Source organism: Arenimonas sp., assembly GCF_036275555.1.
Classification (GTDB): Bacteria; Pseudomonadota; Gammaproteobacteria; order Xanthomonadales; family Xanthomonadaceae; genus Arenimonas.
Genome location: NZ_DASUDO010000028.1, coordinates 1 through 14,715 on the forward strand (window position 1 = coordinate 1; position 14,715 = coordinate 14,715).

Annotated in this window: 15 protein-coding genes; 10 read left to right on the forward strand and 5 right to left on the reverse strand. The window is 70.4% G+C overall.

The annotated features are described in order from the left end of the window. On the forward strand, nucleotides 1-577 hold a 577-nt coding region (locus VFV21_RS07190; RefSeq protein WP_329668752.1), incomplete at its 5' end, for a LysR family transcriptional regulator substrate-binding protein. A gap of 83 nt (nucleotides 578-660) precedes the next feature. Here VFV21_RS07190 and VFV21_RS07195 read toward each other — a convergent pair. Next, entirely contained in the window at nucleotides 661-1,230 is a 570-nt protein-coding gene (locus VFV21_RS07195) for a lysophospholipid acyltransferase family protein (protein WP_329668753.1), read from the reverse strand. A gap of 14 nt (nucleotides 1,231-1,244) precedes the next feature. Then, nucleotides 1,245-1,670 (reverse strand): alternative ribosome rescue aminoacyl-tRNA hydrolase ArfB, encoded by a 426-nt coding sequence (arfB, locus tag VFV21_RS07200; RefSeq protein ID WP_329668754.1) that lies wholly within the window; start codon nucleotides 1,668-1,670, stop codon nucleotides 1,245-1,247. A gap of 125 nt (nucleotides 1,671-1,795) precedes the next feature. Between arfB and VFV21_RS07205 the strand changes: the two genes are divergently transcribed. From VFV21_RS07205 to plsB, 5 genes are all read left to right on the forward strand, one after another. Beyond that, nucleotides 1,796-3,778, forward strand: coding sequence for a UvrD-helicase domain-containing protein (locus tag VFV21_RS07205; protein ID WP_329668755.1), 1,983 nt, complete (start codon nucleotides 1,796-1,798; stop codon nucleotides 3,776-3,778). A 211-nt stretch (nucleotides 3,779-3,989) separates the two neighbouring features. Beyond that, entirely contained in the window at nucleotides 3,990-4,907 is a 918-nt protein-coding gene (locus tag VFV21_RS07210) for a 5'-nucleotidase, lipoprotein e(P4) family (protein WP_329668756.1), read from the forward strand. 10 nt (nucleotides 4,908-4,917) lie between these two features. Then, entirely contained in the window at nucleotides 4,918-5,619 is a 702-nt protein-coding gene (gene pyrF / locus VFV21_RS07215; RefSeq protein WP_329668757.1) for an orotidine-5'-phosphate decarboxylase, read from the forward strand. 93 nt (nucleotides 5,620-5,712) lie between these two features. Beyond that, on the forward strand, nucleotides 5,713-6,645 hold the full coding sequence (locus VFV21_RS07220; RefSeq protein ID WP_329668758.1) for a hypothetical protein: 933 nt from the start codon (nucleotides 5,713-5,715) through the stop codon (nucleotides 6,643-6,645). A gap of 14 nt (nucleotides 6,646-6,659) precedes the next feature. Next, nucleotides 6,660-9,218, forward strand: a complete 2,559-nt coding sequence (plsB, locus tag VFV21_RS07225; protein ID WP_414638510.1) for a glycerol-3-phosphate 1-O-acyltransferase PlsB — start codon at nucleotides 6,660-6,662, stop codon at nucleotides 9,216-9,218. A 9-nt stretch (nucleotides 9,219-9,227) separates the two neighbouring features. Here plsB and VFV21_RS07230 read toward each other — a convergent pair whose 3' ends face one another. After that, complete coding sequence (locus tag VFV21_RS07230) at nucleotides 9,228-9,434, reverse strand: YdcH family protein (protein ID WP_329668759.1); 207 nt, start codon at nucleotides 9,432-9,434, stop codon at nucleotides 9,228-9,230. Between the two features lie 63 nt (nucleotides 9,435-9,497). Between VFV21_RS07230 and ttcA the strand changes: the two genes are divergently transcribed. The 4 genes from ttcA to VFV21_RS07250 all read left to right on the forward strand — a co-directional run bounded on the left by ttcA (nucleotide 9,498) and on the right by VFV21_RS07250 (nucleotide 12,822). Next, nucleotides 9,498-10,379 (forward strand): tRNA 2-thiocytidine(32) synthetase TtcA, encoded by an 882-nt coding sequence (gene ttcA / locus VFV21_RS07235; protein WP_414638511.1) that lies wholly within the window; start codon nucleotides 9,498-9,500, stop codon nucleotides 10,377-10,379. 105 nt (nucleotides 10,380-10,484) lie between these two features. Next, nucleotides 10,485-11,396, forward strand: a complete 912-nt coding sequence (locus VFV21_RS07240; protein ID WP_329668761.1) for a recombination-associated protein RdgC — start codon at nucleotides 10,485-10,487, stop codon at nucleotides 11,394-11,396. Between the two features lie 107 nt (nucleotides 11,397-11,503). Then, a complete protein-coding gene (locus tag VFV21_RS07245; RefSeq protein ID WP_329668762.1) occupies nucleotides 11,504-12,268 on the forward strand; it encodes a SprT family zinc-dependent metalloprotease in 765 nt (254 codons plus the stop codon). 38 nt (nucleotides 12,269-12,306) lie between these two features. After that, nucleotides 12,307-12,822 carry a hypothetical protein gene (locus VFV21_RS07250; RefSeq protein ID WP_329668763.1) on the forward strand — a complete coding sequence of 172 codons (516 nt, stop codon included), beginning with the start codon at nucleotides 12,307-12,309 and terminating at the stop codon, nucleotides 12,820-12,822. Here the strand turns inward: VFV21_RS07250 and VFV21_RS07255 are convergent. Beyond that, on the reverse strand, nucleotides 12,819-13,676 hold the full coding sequence (locus VFV21_RS07255) for an alpha/beta hydrolase (RefSeq protein WP_329668764.1): 858 nt from the start codon (nucleotides 13,674-13,676) through the stop codon (nucleotides 12,819-12,821). The genes VFV21_RS07250 and VFV21_RS07255 overlap by 4 nt on opposite strands. After that, nucleotides 13,676-14,686: a ferrochelatase gene (gene hemH, locus VFV21_RS07260; RefSeq protein WP_329668765.1), complete on the reverse strand. Its 1,011-nt coding sequence runs from the start codon at nucleotides 14,684-14,686 to the stop codon at nucleotides 13,676-13,678. The genes VFV21_RS07255 and hemH overlap by 1 nt, the downstream gene beginning before the upstream one ends. Between the last annotated feature and the right edge of the window lie 29 nt (nucleotides 14,687-14,715).

Sequence of the window (14,715 nt, forward strand, 5' to 3'; positions counted from 1 at the left end):
CGACTGCCCGGACATCCGCCTGATCCTGCACAACGTCACCGGCGCGCGCGGGCTCAACCTGCTGCGCGACGACGGCGCGGACCTCGCGGTGGGTTCGATGCTCGACGTGCCGGGCGACCTCGCCTGGCAGCCCGTCGTGGCCTACGACCCGATGCTGATCACGCCGGTCGACCATCCGCTGGCCGCGCGCCCCGCCATCGCGCTGGCCGACCTCTCGCCCTACGGCCTGATCCTGCCGCCGCAGCGGCAGACGACCTACCGCATGGTCGACCTCGTCTTCCAGCGTGCGCACGTGCCCTATACCGTCGCGCTCGAGGTCGGCGGCTGGGAGGTGATCAAGCAGTACGTGGCGATGGGCCTGGGCATCTCGATCGTCACCAGCATCTGCCTGACCGAGTCCGACGAACAGCGGCTGGTGGCGCGCAACCTCGGCGACTACTTCCCGCCGCGCAGCTACGGCGTGGTGATGCGCAAGGGCAAATACCTCAGCCCGCAGGCGCGCGCCTTCATCGACCTGGTGAAGCCGGGCCTGTTCGAGCGCCGCGACTACTTCGACGCCGGCCACTCCGAGCGCTGAGCGACCTGTAGGAGGGCCTTCAGGCCCGAAGCTTTTCGGCGAACAGCTTCGGGCCTGAAGGCCCTCCTACACGAAGCTCGGGGTTACAGGGTGTCGCGGTTCTTGCCCATGTGCGGGCGGTAGATTTCGCGGATGCGGGCCATGTCGGCCTCGTAGTCATCGCCGGGATGGAACAGCTGGTCGAGCAGGATCTGCTTGGACGGGTAGTGGAAGGCGGCGCAGAACACCGGCACGCCGGCCTGGCGCGCGATCTTCCAGAAGCCGGGCTTCCAGCGCTCGACGCGCTTTCGCGTGCCCTCGGGCGCGAGCACGAACCACATGCGTTCGGCGCCGCGGATCTCGGCCGCGGTCTGCTCCACGATGCCGCCGGGCGCACTGCGATCCACCGGGTGCCCGCCGAATTTCCGCAGCAGCCAGCCCAGCGGGCCGCGGAACAGCTCGGCCTTGGCAATGAAGGTGATGTCCACGCCCATGGCCAGCTTGGCGGCGAGGCCCCAGACCGCGTCCCAACCCGAGGAGTGCGGGGCGACGATGACCACGATCTTGGGCAGGTCGGGCCAGTCGCCTTCGATGCTCCAGCCGCCCAGGCGCAGCAGGCTGCGGCCCAGCCAGCGGCCGAAGGCGCTGCCGTTCCGGGGCGCGGAGGGGGGCATCACCGGGATGCGGGTCATTCCTTGTCCCAGCCGCTGCTGCGGCGCTGCTTCTTGACGGTGGATCGCTCGCGCTTGGCGCCGAGCCGGCGCTCCTTCGAGCCCTTGGTGGGTTTGGTGGCGATGCGCTTCTTGGGCGGCACCAGCACCGCGGCGATCAGCGCGGCGAGGCGCTCGCGCGCGTCCTCGCGGTTGCGGTCCTGGGTGCGGAAACGCTGGGCGCTGAGCACCAGCACGCCTTCGTCGGTCAGGCGGCGGTCGCGGCGGGCCAGCAGCCGCGCGCGCACGGGCTCGGGCAGCGAGGGCGAGTTGACCACGTCGAAGCGCAGCTCCACCGCCGTGGCCACCTTGTTCACGTTCTGCCCGCCCGGCCCGCTCGAGCGCACGAAGCGCTCGACGAGTTCGTCGTCGGGGATGGACACGGTGGGGCCGATCGTCAACATGCCCCGCGATTCTACCTTTCCGCCCCCTGCAGGAGGGCCTTCAGGCCCGAAGCTGTTCGCGGAAAAGCGTCGGGCCTGAAGGCCCTCCTACAGGGGTCGGCCGGGCCGGTACAATCCCGGCCCTCATGCACGGCCTCAACCCCCCCCAGAAAGAAGCGGTCGCCTACGTCGGCGGCCCCCTGCTCGTGCTGGCCGGCGCGGGCAGCGGCAAGACGCGGGTGATCACCGAGAAGATCGCCCACCTGATCGCCACCGGGCGCCACGAGGCGCGGCACATCGCGGCCATCACCTTCACCAACAAGGCCGCGCGGGAAATGCGCGAGCGCGTCGCCAAGCGCGTGAAGGGCGAGGCCGCCGAAGGCCTGATGGTGACGACTTTCCACTCCCTGGGCCTGCGCTTCCTGCAGATCGAGCACGAGCGCGCCAAACTGCGCCGCGGCTTCTCGATCTTCGACGGCGACGACCAGATGGCGATCATCAAGGACCTGGCCACGCCGGGCCTGAAGAACGACGCCCTGTATTCGATCCAGAACCTGATCAGCGCCGCCAAGAACAACGCCCTCTCGCCCGAGCAGGCCGCAGAAGCCGCACGCTCGGCCCGCGAGCGCGAGGCCGCCGGCATCTACGCCCGCTACCAGGCCCGCCTGCAGGCCTTCAACGCGGTCGATTTCGACGACCTGATCCGGCTGCCGCTGACCCTGCTCGAAGCCGACCCCGACCTCGCCGCCGGCTGGCGCGAGCGCATCCGCTACCTGCTGGTGGACGAGTGCCAGGACACCAACGGCGCCCAGTACCGCCTGCTGCGCCAGCTCGCTGGCAGCAAGGGCAACATCACCTGCGTCGGCGACGACGACCAGAGCATCTACGCCTGGCGCGGCGCCCAGCCCGAGAACCTCGACCTGCTGGGCCAGGACTACCCGAACCTCAAGGTCATCAAGCTCGAGCAGAACTACCGCTGCACCAGCCGCATCCTGCGCTGCGCCAACACCCTGATCGCGAAGAACCCGCACGCCCACCTCAAGCAGCTCTGGAGCCAGCACGGCGACGGCGAGCCGGTGCGCGTGTGGGCCTGCACCAACAACGAACACGAGGCCGAGCGCGTCGCGGCCGAGATCCACTACCTGCACCAGGCCAAGGAAATCCCCTGGGGCGAGTTCGCCATCCTGTTCCGCGGCAACCACCAGTCGCGGCCGCTGGAAAAGGCGCTGCAGCTGCTGCGCATCCCCTACCACCTCACCGGCGGCACCAAGTTCCTCGACCGCGCCGAGGTGAAGGACGCGCTGTGCTGGCTGCAGGTGCTGGCCAACCCCGACAACGACGCCGCCTTCCTGCGCGCGATCGCCTCGCCCAAGCGCGAGGTCGGCGCGACCACGCTCGAGAAGCTCGCCGCGATGGCGCAGCAGGCCGGCCTGCCGATGTCGGTGGCGGCCGGACAGATCGGTTTCCTGAAACAGCTGACCCCGCGCGCGGCCGCCGGCCTCGACGAGTTCAGCCGCATCGTCGACCGCCTGCGCGACGCCGCCGAGAAAGTCACGCCGGCCGAACTGGTGCCGATGCTGGCCGAGCAGAGCGGTCTGTTGGCGATGGTGCGCAGCCAGTGCAAGGACGAGGCCAGCTACCTGCGCCGCAAGGCCAACCTCGAGGAACTGGCGTCGTGGTTCGAAGGCGCCCGCGGCGGCGGCCCGGGTGAACTGGCCGCGCAGCTGGCCCTGCTCTCGAATGCCGACCGCGGCGAGCCCGGCAACGCCGTGCGCCTGATGAGCCTGCACGCGGCCAAGGGCCTGGAGTTCCGCGCCGTGTTCGTGGTCGGCTGCGAAGACGGCAACCTGCCGCACGAGGCCAGCCTCGAGGAGAACCGCCTCGAGGAAGAGCGCCGCCTGATGTACGTCGGCATCACCCGCGCCAAGGAGCGCCTGTACCTCTCGCACAGCGCCGAGATCAAGCGCTGGGGCAGCGTCGACCACCTGCTGCCCAGCCGCTTCCTCGACGAACTCCCGCAGGGCGACCTGCTGCGCGACGGCGCCGATCCCGAGCGCGAGACCGCGGAGAAGAAGCAGCGCGGGCGGGCGCATATGGACGCGATTGCCGCGCTCTTTGGCGACGGCTGAGGGCGGCAGGCAGGAACTAGTGATTAGGAGGTAGGAGGTAGGAGGTAGTGAAGAGCAGCTGACAAGCCGTAAAGCAGTGAGGCAGCAGCAGAGCCAGCTTTTCACTACCTCCTACCTCCTACCTCCTAATCCCTATTTCCTATCCCCGCTGTCATGACCCCACCCCCCGACCCCCGGTAAACTCCGCGCCATCACGAACGGACGCTCGCCCATGACCCTGACCAAGACCCTCGCCGTCTCCGCCCTCGCCCTCGCCCTGGCCGCCTGCCAGGCGATGCCCGTGCGCGAGGCGCCGGTCGCGGCGCCGGCCACGCCGGCCCCGGCCGCCCAGCCCGCCGCGCCCGCCGCCGGCCCGGGCCACCACGACAACCTCAACGCCGTCGCCTGGGTACAGGCGTCGCTGGAATACCGCCTGCTGGCCGGCCAGACCTACCGCAGCGCGCTCTACCAGCTCGACCGCGCGCTGAAGACGCCGGACTGGGATGCGCTGACGCCCGACGAGCGACTGGCCCCGGTCGACGGCCTGCCGCCCGCGGTGATCGTGGACATCGACGAGACCGTGCTCGACAACTCGCCCTACCAGGCCCGCCTGGTCCGCGACGGCGCCGCCTACGACGAAGTGACCTGGGACGCCTGGGTGCGCGAAGAGAAGGCCAAGCCGGTGCCGGGCGCGCTCGAGTTCGCCCAGGCCGCGGCCGCCCGCGGCGTCACCGTGTTCTACCTGAGCAACCGCGCGGCCCACCTGGAAGAGCCGACCCTGGTGAACCTGCGCGCGCTCGGCTTCCCGGTCGAATCCGGCACGCAGTTCCTGGGCCTGGGCTTCTTCGTCGAAGGCTGCGAGCAGGAGGGCTCCGAAAAGGGCTGCCGCCGCAAGCACGTCTCCCGGACCCACCGGGTGCTGATGCAGTTCGGCGACCAGATCGGCGACATGGTGACCATCAGCGCCAACACCCCCGCCGGCCGCGAGCAGGCGATGGCGCCCTACGCCGCGTGGATCGGCGAGCGCTGGTTCGTGCTGCCCAACCCGACCTACGGCAGCTGGGAGCCGGCGCTGTTCAACAACGCCTGGACCCTGCCCGAGGCCGAGCGCCGCCAGATGAAGCTCGACGCCCTGGACTACGCCGAGTAAGCCGACGCCCATGCCCGCCGTCCGCGATCGCCTGATCTTCGCCCTCGATGTTTCCACCGCCGCCGAGGCCCGCGCCTGGATGGACCGGCTGGGCGACAGCGTGTCCTTCTACAAGATCGGCATGGAGTTGCTGACCAGCGGCGACTACTTCCGGGTGCTGGAGGAGCTGGCGGGACGAGGCAAGCAGGTGTTCGTGGACCTGAAGTTCCACGACGTGCCGGCCACCGTCGGCGCCACGATCAGGGGCCTGGCCCGTTATCCGGTTTCGTTTTGCACCATCCACGGCCAACATGACGGCATGATGCGCGCCGCTTCGCAGGAGAAGGGCGACATCAAGCTCCTGGCGGTGACCGTGCTCACCTCGATGGATCGCAGCGATCTTCGCCAATTGGGCATCGATCGTGACCCCTCCGAGGTGGTTCTGGAGCGCGCGGCCGCGGCCCGGGCCGCCGGCTGCGACGGCGTCATCGCCTCGGGCCAGGAGGCCGCCGCGCTGCGCCAGGCCAACGGCCCCGGCTTCCTGATCGTCTGCCCGGGCATCCGCCCGGCGGGCCCGGCCGGCGACGACCAGAAGCGCACCGTGGACGTGCCGCAGGCCTTCGCGGCGGGCGCCGACCACATCGTCGTGGGCCGCCCGATCCGCCAGGCCGCCGATCCGGCAGCGGCGGCCGAGGCCATCCAGGCCCAGATCGCCCGGGTCTTCGCGCCCTGAAGCCGGGCTGGCCGGGAAACCGGCCGGACCCCGGGCCGAGGGCCCCGATCTGCTAGATTCAGCGCCCCAGACCCGTCCAAGACGCCTGACCGCATGACCCCACGACTGCCCCTGCGGGCCCTGCTCGCCCTGCTGTTGTTCGCCCTGGCGTTGGTCGCCTGCAAGCGCGAGACCCCGGCCGACCAGGCGCGCGCGCCCGGCGACCCGGTCGAGGCCGTCGAGACCATGGCCGCCGCCCTGCGCCAGAACGACCTGGTGCGCTACGGCCACCTCAGCCTGCCGCCCGACCTGCACGCCCGCAGCGCCGCCCTCTGGGACCGCCGCGCCGCCGAGGCCGAGCCGGCCTCGGACGAGGACGCCGAGAAGTACGACCGCCTGATGGCCCGCCTGCTCGCCCCGAACGCCGAGGAGGACCTGGCCCGCGACCTGGACCAGCAGCTGGCCCGGCTCGAACAGGAGATCGGCGGCCAGTGGCCGCTGATGCAGGCCACCGCCACCATCTTCCTGACGGCCGCCATCCAGGCCAACACCGAGCTGAGCGAGGACGAGAAGGCGCACGGCGCCGAAGTCGCCACCCAGCTGATCGACTGGGCCGACCCGGCCCTGTTCACCGACCGCGAGCGCGGCCGCCAGGCCATCGCCGTGGCCGTGGACACCGCCCGCGAGCTGCAGCTGCCCACGCTGGCCGAGGCCCGCGCGCTGACCCACGGCCCGGCCATGGAAAAGGCCGGCATCGCCCTGGCCGGCACCAAGTCGCTGCTGCGCGTCTACGGCCTGGACCTGGACGCCATGCTGGACGGCGTCAATGCCGAACTGGTCTCCGCCGAGGGCGACACCGCCACGGTGAAGGTCAGCTACCCGCTGCAGGGCAAGACGGTGGCCTTCGAGATGGAGATGCTGCGCCGCGACGGCGCCTGGTACGGCGCGAATGCCATCCGTGATGCCGAGGCCGAGCTGGCCGAGGCGGCCGCCGAAGTCGCCGACGCGGCCGCGCCGGCCACCGACGGCGACGGCGCCGCCCGCTGAGCTCCGGACCGCCCATGGACGCCATGCCTTCCCCGGCCGCCCCGCCGCCGCGCCCGACCGCGAAGCCGCCCCTGTGGGCGCGCTTCATGGAAAAACTGCTGCAGCCCTGGATCGAGATCCACCGCGAGCCGGCCACGCCGCCCTTCGACCTCGACCGGCCGATCTGCTACGTGATCGAGACCTACGGGCTGTCGAACACCCTGATCCTGGACCGCGCCTGCCGCGAGGCCGGCCTGCCCTCGCCGCTGGCGGCGCTGCCGGGCGATCCGCTCGGCCGCAAGCGCGCCTACGTGGCGCTTTCGCGCCGCCGCGCCGGCCTGTTCGGGCGGCCCAAGAACCGCAGCCATTCCGATGCGCTCTCGCGCCTGCTGATGGCACACCGCCTCTACCCCGACCAGGACGTGCAGCTGGTGCCGGTCTCGATCTTCGTCGGCCGCGCGCCGGCGCGGCAGTCGGGCTGGTTCTCGGTGCTGTTCTCGGAGAACTGGGCCCTGGTCGGCCGCTTCCGCCGCCTGCTGGCGATCCTGCTCAACGGCCGCGACACCGTGGTGCAGTTCTCGCCCGGCGTGCGCGTCTGGGAAATCCTCGGCGAGGAGCTGCCGCACGAGCGCCAGGTGCGCAAGGTCAGCCGCGTGCTGCGCGCGCACTTCCGCCGCATCAAGACCGCGGTCATCGGCCCCGACCTGTCCACCCGCCGCCTGCTGGTGGACCGCGTGCTCGACGCCGAGCCGGTGCGCAAATCGATCACCGACCAGGCCCGCAAGGACGGCACCGAGTACCTCGAGGCCTGGAAGAAGGCCCATCGATTCGCCTGGGAGATCGCCGCCGACTATTCCAACCCGGTGGTGCGCTCGGCCTCGTTCGCGCTCACGGGCTTCTGGAACCGCATCTACGACGGCGTCAACGTCAACCACCTCGACACGCTCAAGCAGGTCGCGCCCGGGCACGAAGTGGTCTACGTGCCCTGCCACCGCAGCCACATGGACTACCTGCTGCTGAGCTACCTGCTGTACACGCGCGGCATCGTGCCGCCGCACATCGTGGCCGGCATCAACCTCAACATGCCGGTGATCGGGCCGATCCTGCGCCGCGGCGGCGCCTTCTTCATCCGCCGCTCGATCAAGGGCAACGCGCTCTACGCGGCGGTGCTGGGCGAATACGTCGCGCAGCTGGTCGGCGAAGGCTTCTCGCTCGAGTACTTCATCGAGGGCGGGCGCTCGCGCACCGGCCGCCTGCTGCAGCCCAAGGGCGGCATGATCGTGATGACCATCAAGGCCTTCCTGCGCGCGCCGCGGCGGCCGGTGGTGTTCCAGCCGGTGTACATCGGCTACGAGAAGCTGATCGAGGGCAAGAGCTACCTCGACGAGCTGACCGGCCAACCCAAGGAAAAGGAAACCATCTGGGCCCTGCTCAAGGCCGGCGCCGGCATCCTGCGCCAGCACTACGGCAAGGTGGCGGTGAACTTCGGCGAACCGATCTTCCTGGACGACGTGCTGGCCCGGCACGCGCCGGACTGGCGCGAGCGCAGCGCCGACCCCGAGGACAAGCCGACCTGGATCAACCCGGCCGTGGCCGAACTGGCCCAGAAGATCCAGGTCAACATCAACCGCGCCGCCGACGTGAACCCGGTGAACCTGCTGGCCCTGGCCCTGCTGGCCACGCCCAAGCACGCCATGTCCGAGGCCGACCTGCTGGCCCAGCTGGCGCTGTCGAAGAAGCTGTTGGCGAAGCTGCCGTACTCCGACCGCGTCACCGTCACCGCGATGGAGCCGGCCGAGATGATCGCCTACGGCGAGAAGATCGGCGTGCTGACCCGCACCGTGCACCCGCTGGGCGACGTGATCAGCATCGAGGGAGAGACCGCGGTGCTGCAGAGCTATTTCCGCAACAACGTGCTGCACCTGTTCGCGGCCGCGAGCTGGGTGGCGCTGTGCTTCCAGAACAACCGCCGCATGAGCCGCGCCGGCCTGCTGCGGCTGGGGCGCACGATCTATCCGTTCGTGCAGGACGAGCTGTTCCTGCCGTGGACGCCGGAGGAGTTCGCCGAGCGCCTGGACGCCACGCTGGACCTGTTCGTGGCCGAGGGCCTGCTCAGCGTCGCCAGCGAGGACGAAGGCGGCTACCTGACGCGCGGCCCGGGCCAGACCGACGAAGTGTTCCGCCTGCGCGTGATCTCGCACAGCCTGCAGCAGGCGTTCGAGCGCTACTTCATCGCCATCACCACGCTGGTGAAGAACGGGCCGCGCACGCTCAGCGCCGGCGAGCTCGAGACCCTGTGCCAGCTGACCGCCCAGCGCCTGAGCCTGCTGTACGCGCCGGCGGCGCCGGAGTTCTTCGACAAGTCGCTGTTCCGCGGCTTCATCCAGAAGCTGCGCGAGTTGAAACTGGTCTGGATCTGCCCGGACGGGAAGCTCGACTTCGACGAGACCATGATGGTCTGGGAGAAGGACGCGAAGGTGGTGCTGGGCCGCGACCTGCGCCACACCATCTCCAAGCTGTCGCCCGAGGCGGTGAGCCGGGCCACCGGCACCCAGAAGGCGCTGCCGGCGAAGACGGGCTCGACCGAGGCCTGAGCCCGCGGCTCAGGCGTCGAGGTCGGGGATCAGGCGGCTCTCGAGCGCGGCGATCATGTCCTTGATCTTGAGCTTGCGCTTCTTCAGGCGCTTGATGGCCAGCTCGTCGGCCTCGATGCTGGCGGCGAGCCGGCCGATCACCTCGTCGAGGTCGCGGTGCTCGACCTTCAGCTCGACCAACTGTGCGGTAATCCTGGCGAGATCTTCGTCGGCCATCGGCATCTCCGGTTCCCCTCCAGCTTAGCGCCTCCCACAGGGAAAGTGACTAAAATGGCGGCCATGACGCTTCCCCTCCACGACCCCCTGCCGCGCAAGGCCAGCCACGAGCGCCACAAGCTCGCCAAGCGGCTGCGCCGCCAGGTGGGCCAGGCCATCGCCGACTACGGGATGATCGAAGAGGGCGACAAGGTGATGGTGTGCCTGTCGGGCGGCAAGGACAGCTACACGATGCTCGACATCCTGCTGCAGCTGCAGAAGAAGGCGCCGGTGCGCTTCGAACTGGTGGCGGTGAACCTGGACCAGAAGCAGCCCGGTTTCCCGGAGCACGTGCTGCCCGACTACCTGCGCTCGATCGGCGTGGACTTCACCATCATCGAGCAGGACACCTACTCGGTGGTCAAGCGCGTGGTGCCCGAGGGCAAGACCATGTGCTCGCTGTGCTCGCGCCTGCGCCGCGGCGCGCTGTACCGGCACGCCAAGGAAAATGGCTTCACCAAGATCGCGCTCGGCCACCACCGCGACGACCTGGTGGCCACGTTCTTCATGAACCTGTTCCACCACGCCAAGCTGGCTTCGATGCCGCCCAAGCTGGCCAGCGACGACGGCGAGCACGTGGTGATCCGCCCGCTGATCACCTGCCGCGAAGCCGACCTGATCGAGTACGCCGACTGGAAGCAGTTCCCGATCATCCCCTGTACCCTCTGCGGCTCGCAGGAGAACCTGCAGCGCAAGCAGGTTGGACGGATGCTCGCCGCGTGGGAGAAGGAAAGCCCGGGCCGCATCGATACCATCGCCAAGGCGCTGGCCGACGTGCGACCCTCGCAGCTGGCCGACGCCAGCCTGTTCGACTTCGCCGCCCTCGGCCGCCGCAGCGACACCCCCCTCCCCGACGCCCACGCCTGGCTCGCCAGCGACCCCGACCAGGAAAAGGGGTCAGAGTAAATATTTGTTTGAAACCGAGGCGTCGGACGCCGGGCGCGAAGCTGCGTTTCAAACAAATATTTACTCTGACCCCTTTTTCCGCCCCACCCTGACTTTGGATATTTGATGTTCTTTCGCAATTTGACGTTCTTCCGCTTCCCGACCACCGTCGCCAAATCCCTCGCTGAACTCGATGCCCGCCTGGAGGAATGCCGGCTCAAGCCGGTCGGTCCGTCCGAGCTGATGTCGCGCGGCTTCATCCCGCCCTTCGGCCGCGACGCCGAGGCCATGAGCCACCGCGTCGGCGACGCGATCTGGATCACGCTGGGCGGCGAAGACCGCCTGCTGCCCGGCGCCGTGGTCAACGACGAGCTGGGCAAGCGCATCGCCGCGCTGGAGGAGAAGGAAGGCCGCAAGCTCGGCGGCCGCGCCCGCAAGCGCCTCAAGGAAGACCTGGTGATGGAGCTGCTGCCGCGCGCCTTCGTGCGCCCGGTGCAGACCAACGCCACGCTCGACCTGCAGCACGGCTTCATCGCCGTGGACGCGAGCTCGAAGAAGTCGGCCGAGTCGGTGGTGTCCGAGCTGCGCCACGCGCTCGGCAGCTTCCCGGCCCTGCCGCTGAACGCGGAAGTCTCGGCGCGCGCCGTGCTCACCGGCTGGATCGCCGGCGAACCGCTGCCGGCCGGACTGGTGCTGGGCGACGAGTGCGAGCTCAAGGACCCCATCGACGGCGGCGCCGTGGTGAAGTGCCAGCGCCAGGAGCTGCTCTGCGACGAGATCAAGAAGCACCTCGAGTCCGGCAAGCAGGTCAGCAAGCTGGCGCTGGTGCTCGACGACCACGTCAGCTTCGTGCTCGGCGACGACCTGGTGGTGCGCAAGCTCAAGTTCCTCGACGGCGTCGTCGACCAGCTCGAGGGCACCGAACGCGACGGCCTGCACGCCGAGCTCGACGCCCGCTACGCGCTGATGGCCGGTGAGCTCAAGCGCCTGTTCGCCGTGCTCGAGCCCGCGCTCAAGCTCAGCCCCGCCGAGGCCTGAGCCATGCCCCTGTAGGAGGGACTTCAGTCCCGAAGCTCCTCGGCGGAAAGCTTCGGGACTGAAGTCCCTCCTACATTTCTTCGGCGGCTTCCAGCTAAAGTCTGGGCATGTTCCTGAAGCTCACCCGCCCCGCCCCGCCCGCCGTCGAACTGCGCCCGCTCGCGCTCGCCGACGGCCGCGAGGTGGACGTGCGCTGGGTCCGCGACCCGCGCGCGCGCCGGCTGCGCCTGATCGTCACCGAGAAGGGCGCGCGCCTCACCCTGCCGCGCGGCGTGTCCGAGCGCCTGGCGCTGTCCTTCCTGCACGAACACCGCGACTGGCTGGCGGACCAGCTGGCGCGCCAGCCAGCGCTGGCCGAGGCCCCGCTGGTGCGCGGCGGCACCGACGCCCTGCCCCTGCGCGGCGGCGAGGTGCCGGTGCACTGGCGCGAAGGCCGCTATGTCCGCGCCACGCTCGAAGACGACGGCATCGTGCTGCAGCTGCCCGAACGGGCCAGCGATGCCCAGCTCAAGGCCAGCCTCCGCGATTTCTACCAGCAGCAGGCGCGCCAGGACCTTGGCGCCTGGCTGCCGCGCTACCTGCCGGGGCTGCCGCGCGCGCCGCGCCAGTTCACCCTGCGGCCGCTGTCCTCGCTCTGGGGTTCGCTCAGCCCCAGCGACGAACTCAAGCTCGACCTGAGCCTGGTGCTGGGCCGCCCCGCGGCCTTCGAGTACGTGCTGGTGCACGAGCTCTGCCACCTGGTCCACGCCAATCACTCCCGCGCCTTCTGGCGCGAAGTCGAGGCCCGCTGGCCCGGCTGGCGGGAAGAACGCGACTACCTGCGCGGCGACGGCTTGGCCTTGAAGGGACGGCTTGCACGTTTGATCCGCTGAAAGGTCCCCGCGCGGGGCCGCCCCGTCCGGAGCCGACCATGTCCAGCCAACGCACCCTGCTGTCCGCCGCCCTGCTCGCCCTGCTGGTGTCGGGCTGCGGCAAGTCCGAGGAAGCCGCCTCCGAGGCGCTGGCCGAACAGGCCCTGGAAGCCAGCACCGGCGCCGACGTGGATATCGAGAACGAAGACGGCGTGCACCGCGTCACGGCCCAGACCGAGCAGGGCGAGCTGGTCCACAGCAGCGGCGAGAACGTGCCGCTGCCCGACGGGTTCCCGACCGACATCACGCTGCCGGCCAGCTACCAGGTGATGTCGGTGATGACGATGGGCCCCGCCACCTCGGTGGTGCTGCGCAGCCCCGAGCCCGCCTCGGAAATTTTTTCCCAGCTGCGCAAAGGCCAGTCCGGCGCCGGCTGGAAGGAAACGATGTCCATGCAGGGCGCCGACGGCTCGATGCTGGGCTTCGAGAAGGACGGCCGCAGCCTGCTGGTGAACCTGCGCGACGACCTCGACGGCCAGTCGGTGGTGTCGCTGAGCCTGCAGGCCGCCGACTAAGCCGCCAGGAACCGCCGCAGCGGTACCGCCACCCGCGCCGCCTGCTCCATGTGCAGGTGGTGCCCGCCCGGGATCACCTCCAGCGCGCCGTCGGCCAGGCAGGCCAGGCGCTGCGTGCGTACGTCCGGGCTGAAGTAAGGCGGCGACGGATCGGCCGCCACCACCAGCACCGGCGCCTCGATCGCGCGCAGCATCGCCTGCACCGTTTCCTCGGTCAGGCGCAGCTGGCTGGGCAGCGTGAGGCGCGGGTCGCTGCGCCAGGCATGGCCGCCCTCGACCCGGCGCAGGTTGCGTTCGACGATCAGGCGCGCGGCCTCCGGCGTCATGCGGCTGGCCGCGAGGCGGGCCGCCACCGCGGTGTCGATGTCGGGGATGACCCGCGGCGCGCGGGCGGCCAGCGCGCGGCGCGCCGACACCGCCTCGCGCAGGCGGGTGCCGGCCGCGGCCGGATCGCCGGCGATCGGGCCCAGCGCTTCGACCAGGGCCAGGCGCCGCACCCGCGACGGCGCCGCCGCGGCCACCGCGCAGGCGATCGCGCCGCCCATCGAATGGCCGAGCAGGTCGGCGCGGTCCCAGCCGAGCCCGTCGAGCGCGTCGAGCACGTCGTGGATCCAGTCGGCGAAGGCGTAATCGTGGCCCGGCGCGCGGTGCGCGGAAGCACCGTGGCCCGGCAGGTCCAGCGCCACCAGGTCGAACTCGGCGAGTTCCGGCGCCAACGGCAGGAAGCTGGCGGCGTTGTCGAGCCACCCGTGCAGGCACAGCAGGCGCGGGCCGCCGGCGGTGCCGCCGCGGAGCGCCGCCAGTTCGCCGCGCGGGGATTCGAGCCGGATCTCGCGCAGCCCGCCGCCCGGCATCAGTGCGGCCAGCCCTGCAGGTGGCGGCGGGCCAGCGCGGCGAGCGCGGCCACGTGGCCGGGCTCTTCGTTCAATGCGCTGATGTAGCGCAGCTGCTTTCCGCCCGCGTGGCGGAAGACCTCGTCGTTCTCGACCGCGATCTCCTCCAGCGTCTCCAGGCAGTCGGCCGCGAAGCCCGGGCAGACCACGTCCACCGTGCCCAGCCCGTCCTTGCCCCATTGCTCGAGCGTCTTGTCGGTGTAGGGCTGCAGCCATTCCTCGCGGCCGAAGCGCGACTGGTAGGTCAGGAACCATTCGTTCTCCGACAGCCCCAGGCGCTGGGCCAGCAGGCGCGCGCCGGCCTCGCACTGGCGCGGGTAGGGGTCGCCCGCGCGCTCGAAGCGCTTGGGCAGGCCGTGGAAGGAGAACAGCAGCTTGTCGGCGCGGCCGCGCAGGTCCCAGTGCGCGCGGATGCGGGCCTCCATCGCGTCGAGCCAGCCGGCGTCGTCGTGGTAATCCGCGATGAAGCGCAGCTCGGGCACCCGGCGCCAGGTCGAGATCTCCTTGTTCACCGCATCGAGCACGGTCGCGCTGGTGCTGGCCGAATACTGCGGGTACAGCGGCAGCACCAGCAGCCGGGTCATGCCCTCGGCCTCGAGCTGGCGCAGCACGGACGGGATGGACGGGTTGCCGTAGCGCATCGCCATCCGCACGGGCAGGTCGGGCATCGAGTGCTGCATCGCCTTGGCCAGGCGCTGGGTGTGCACCAGCAGCGGCGAGCCGCCCTCCATCCAGATCGACGCGTACTTCTTCGCCACCTTGCCCGAGCGCAGCGGCAGGATGATGAAGTGCAGGATCGGGCACCACAGCCAGCGGGTCAGTTCGACCACGCGGTGGTCGTGCAGGAACTGCGCCAAGTAGCGCTTCACCGCCGGCCGGGTGGCGGCGTCGGGCGTGCCCAGGTTGACCAGCAGCACGGCGGTCTTGCCGGGGCCGGTGGCGGCGGGGGCATCGCGATAGGGCGGGGTCATGCGTCGCTGTCCGGGTCGGGGGAACACAA

Excerpts from the sequence above, each read along its gene's own strand:
- VFV21_RS07195 (WP_329668753.1), bottom strand. The coding sequence starts at position 1,230 with ATGCCCCCCTCCGCGCCCCGGAACGGCAGCGCCTTCGGCCGCTGGCTG.
- arfB (WP_329668754.1), bottom strand. The coding sequence starts at position 1,670 with ATGTTGACGATCGGCCCCACCGTGTCCATCCCCGACGACGAACTCGTC.
- VFV21_RS07205 (WP_329668755.1), top strand. The coding sequence starts at position 1,796 with ATGCACGGCCTCAACCCCCCCCAGAAAGAAGCGGTCGCCTACGTCGGC.
- VFV21_RS07210 (WP_329668756.1), top strand. The coding sequence starts at position 3,990 with ATGACCCTGACCAAGACCCTCGCCGTCTCCGCCCTCGCCCTCGCCCTG.
- pyrF (WP_329668757.1), top strand. The coding sequence starts at position 4,918 with ATGCCCGCCGTCCGCGATCGCCTGATCTTCGCCCTCGATGTTTCCACC.
- VFV21_RS07220 (WP_329668758.1), top strand. The coding sequence starts at position 5,713 with ATGACCCCACGACTGCCCCTGCGGGCCCTGCTCGCCCTGCTGTTGTTC.
- plsB (WP_414638510.1), top strand. The coding sequence starts at position 6,660 with ATGGACGCCATGCCTTCCCCGGCCGCCCCGCCGCCGCGCCCGACCGCG.
- VFV21_RS07230 (WP_329668759.1), bottom strand. The coding sequence starts at position 9,434 with ATGGCCGACGAAGATCTCGCCAGGATTACCGCACAGTTGGTCGAGCTG.
- ttcA (WP_414638511.1), top strand. The coding sequence starts at position 9,498 with ATGACGCTTCCCCTCCACGACCCCCTGCCGCGCAAGGCCAGCCACGAG.
- VFV21_RS07240 (WP_329668761.1), top strand. The coding sequence starts at position 10,485 with ATGTTCTTTCGCAATTTGACGTTCTTCCGCTTCCCGACCACCGTCGCC.
- VFV21_RS07245 (WP_329668762.1), top strand. The coding sequence starts at position 11,504 with ATGTTCCTGAAGCTCACCCGCCCCGCCCCGCCCGCCGTCGAACTGCGC.
- VFV21_RS07250 (WP_329668763.1), top strand. The coding sequence starts at position 12,307 with ATGTCCAGCCAACGCACCCTGCTGTCCGCCGCCCTGCTCGCCCTGCTG.
- VFV21_RS07255 (WP_329668764.1), bottom strand. The coding sequence starts at position 13,676 with ATGCCGGGCGGCGGGCTGCGCGAGATCCGGCTCGAATCCCCGCGCGGC.
- hemH (WP_329668765.1), bottom strand. The coding sequence starts at position 14,686 with ATGACCCCGCCCTATCGCGATGCCCCCGCCGCCACCGGCCCCGGCAAG.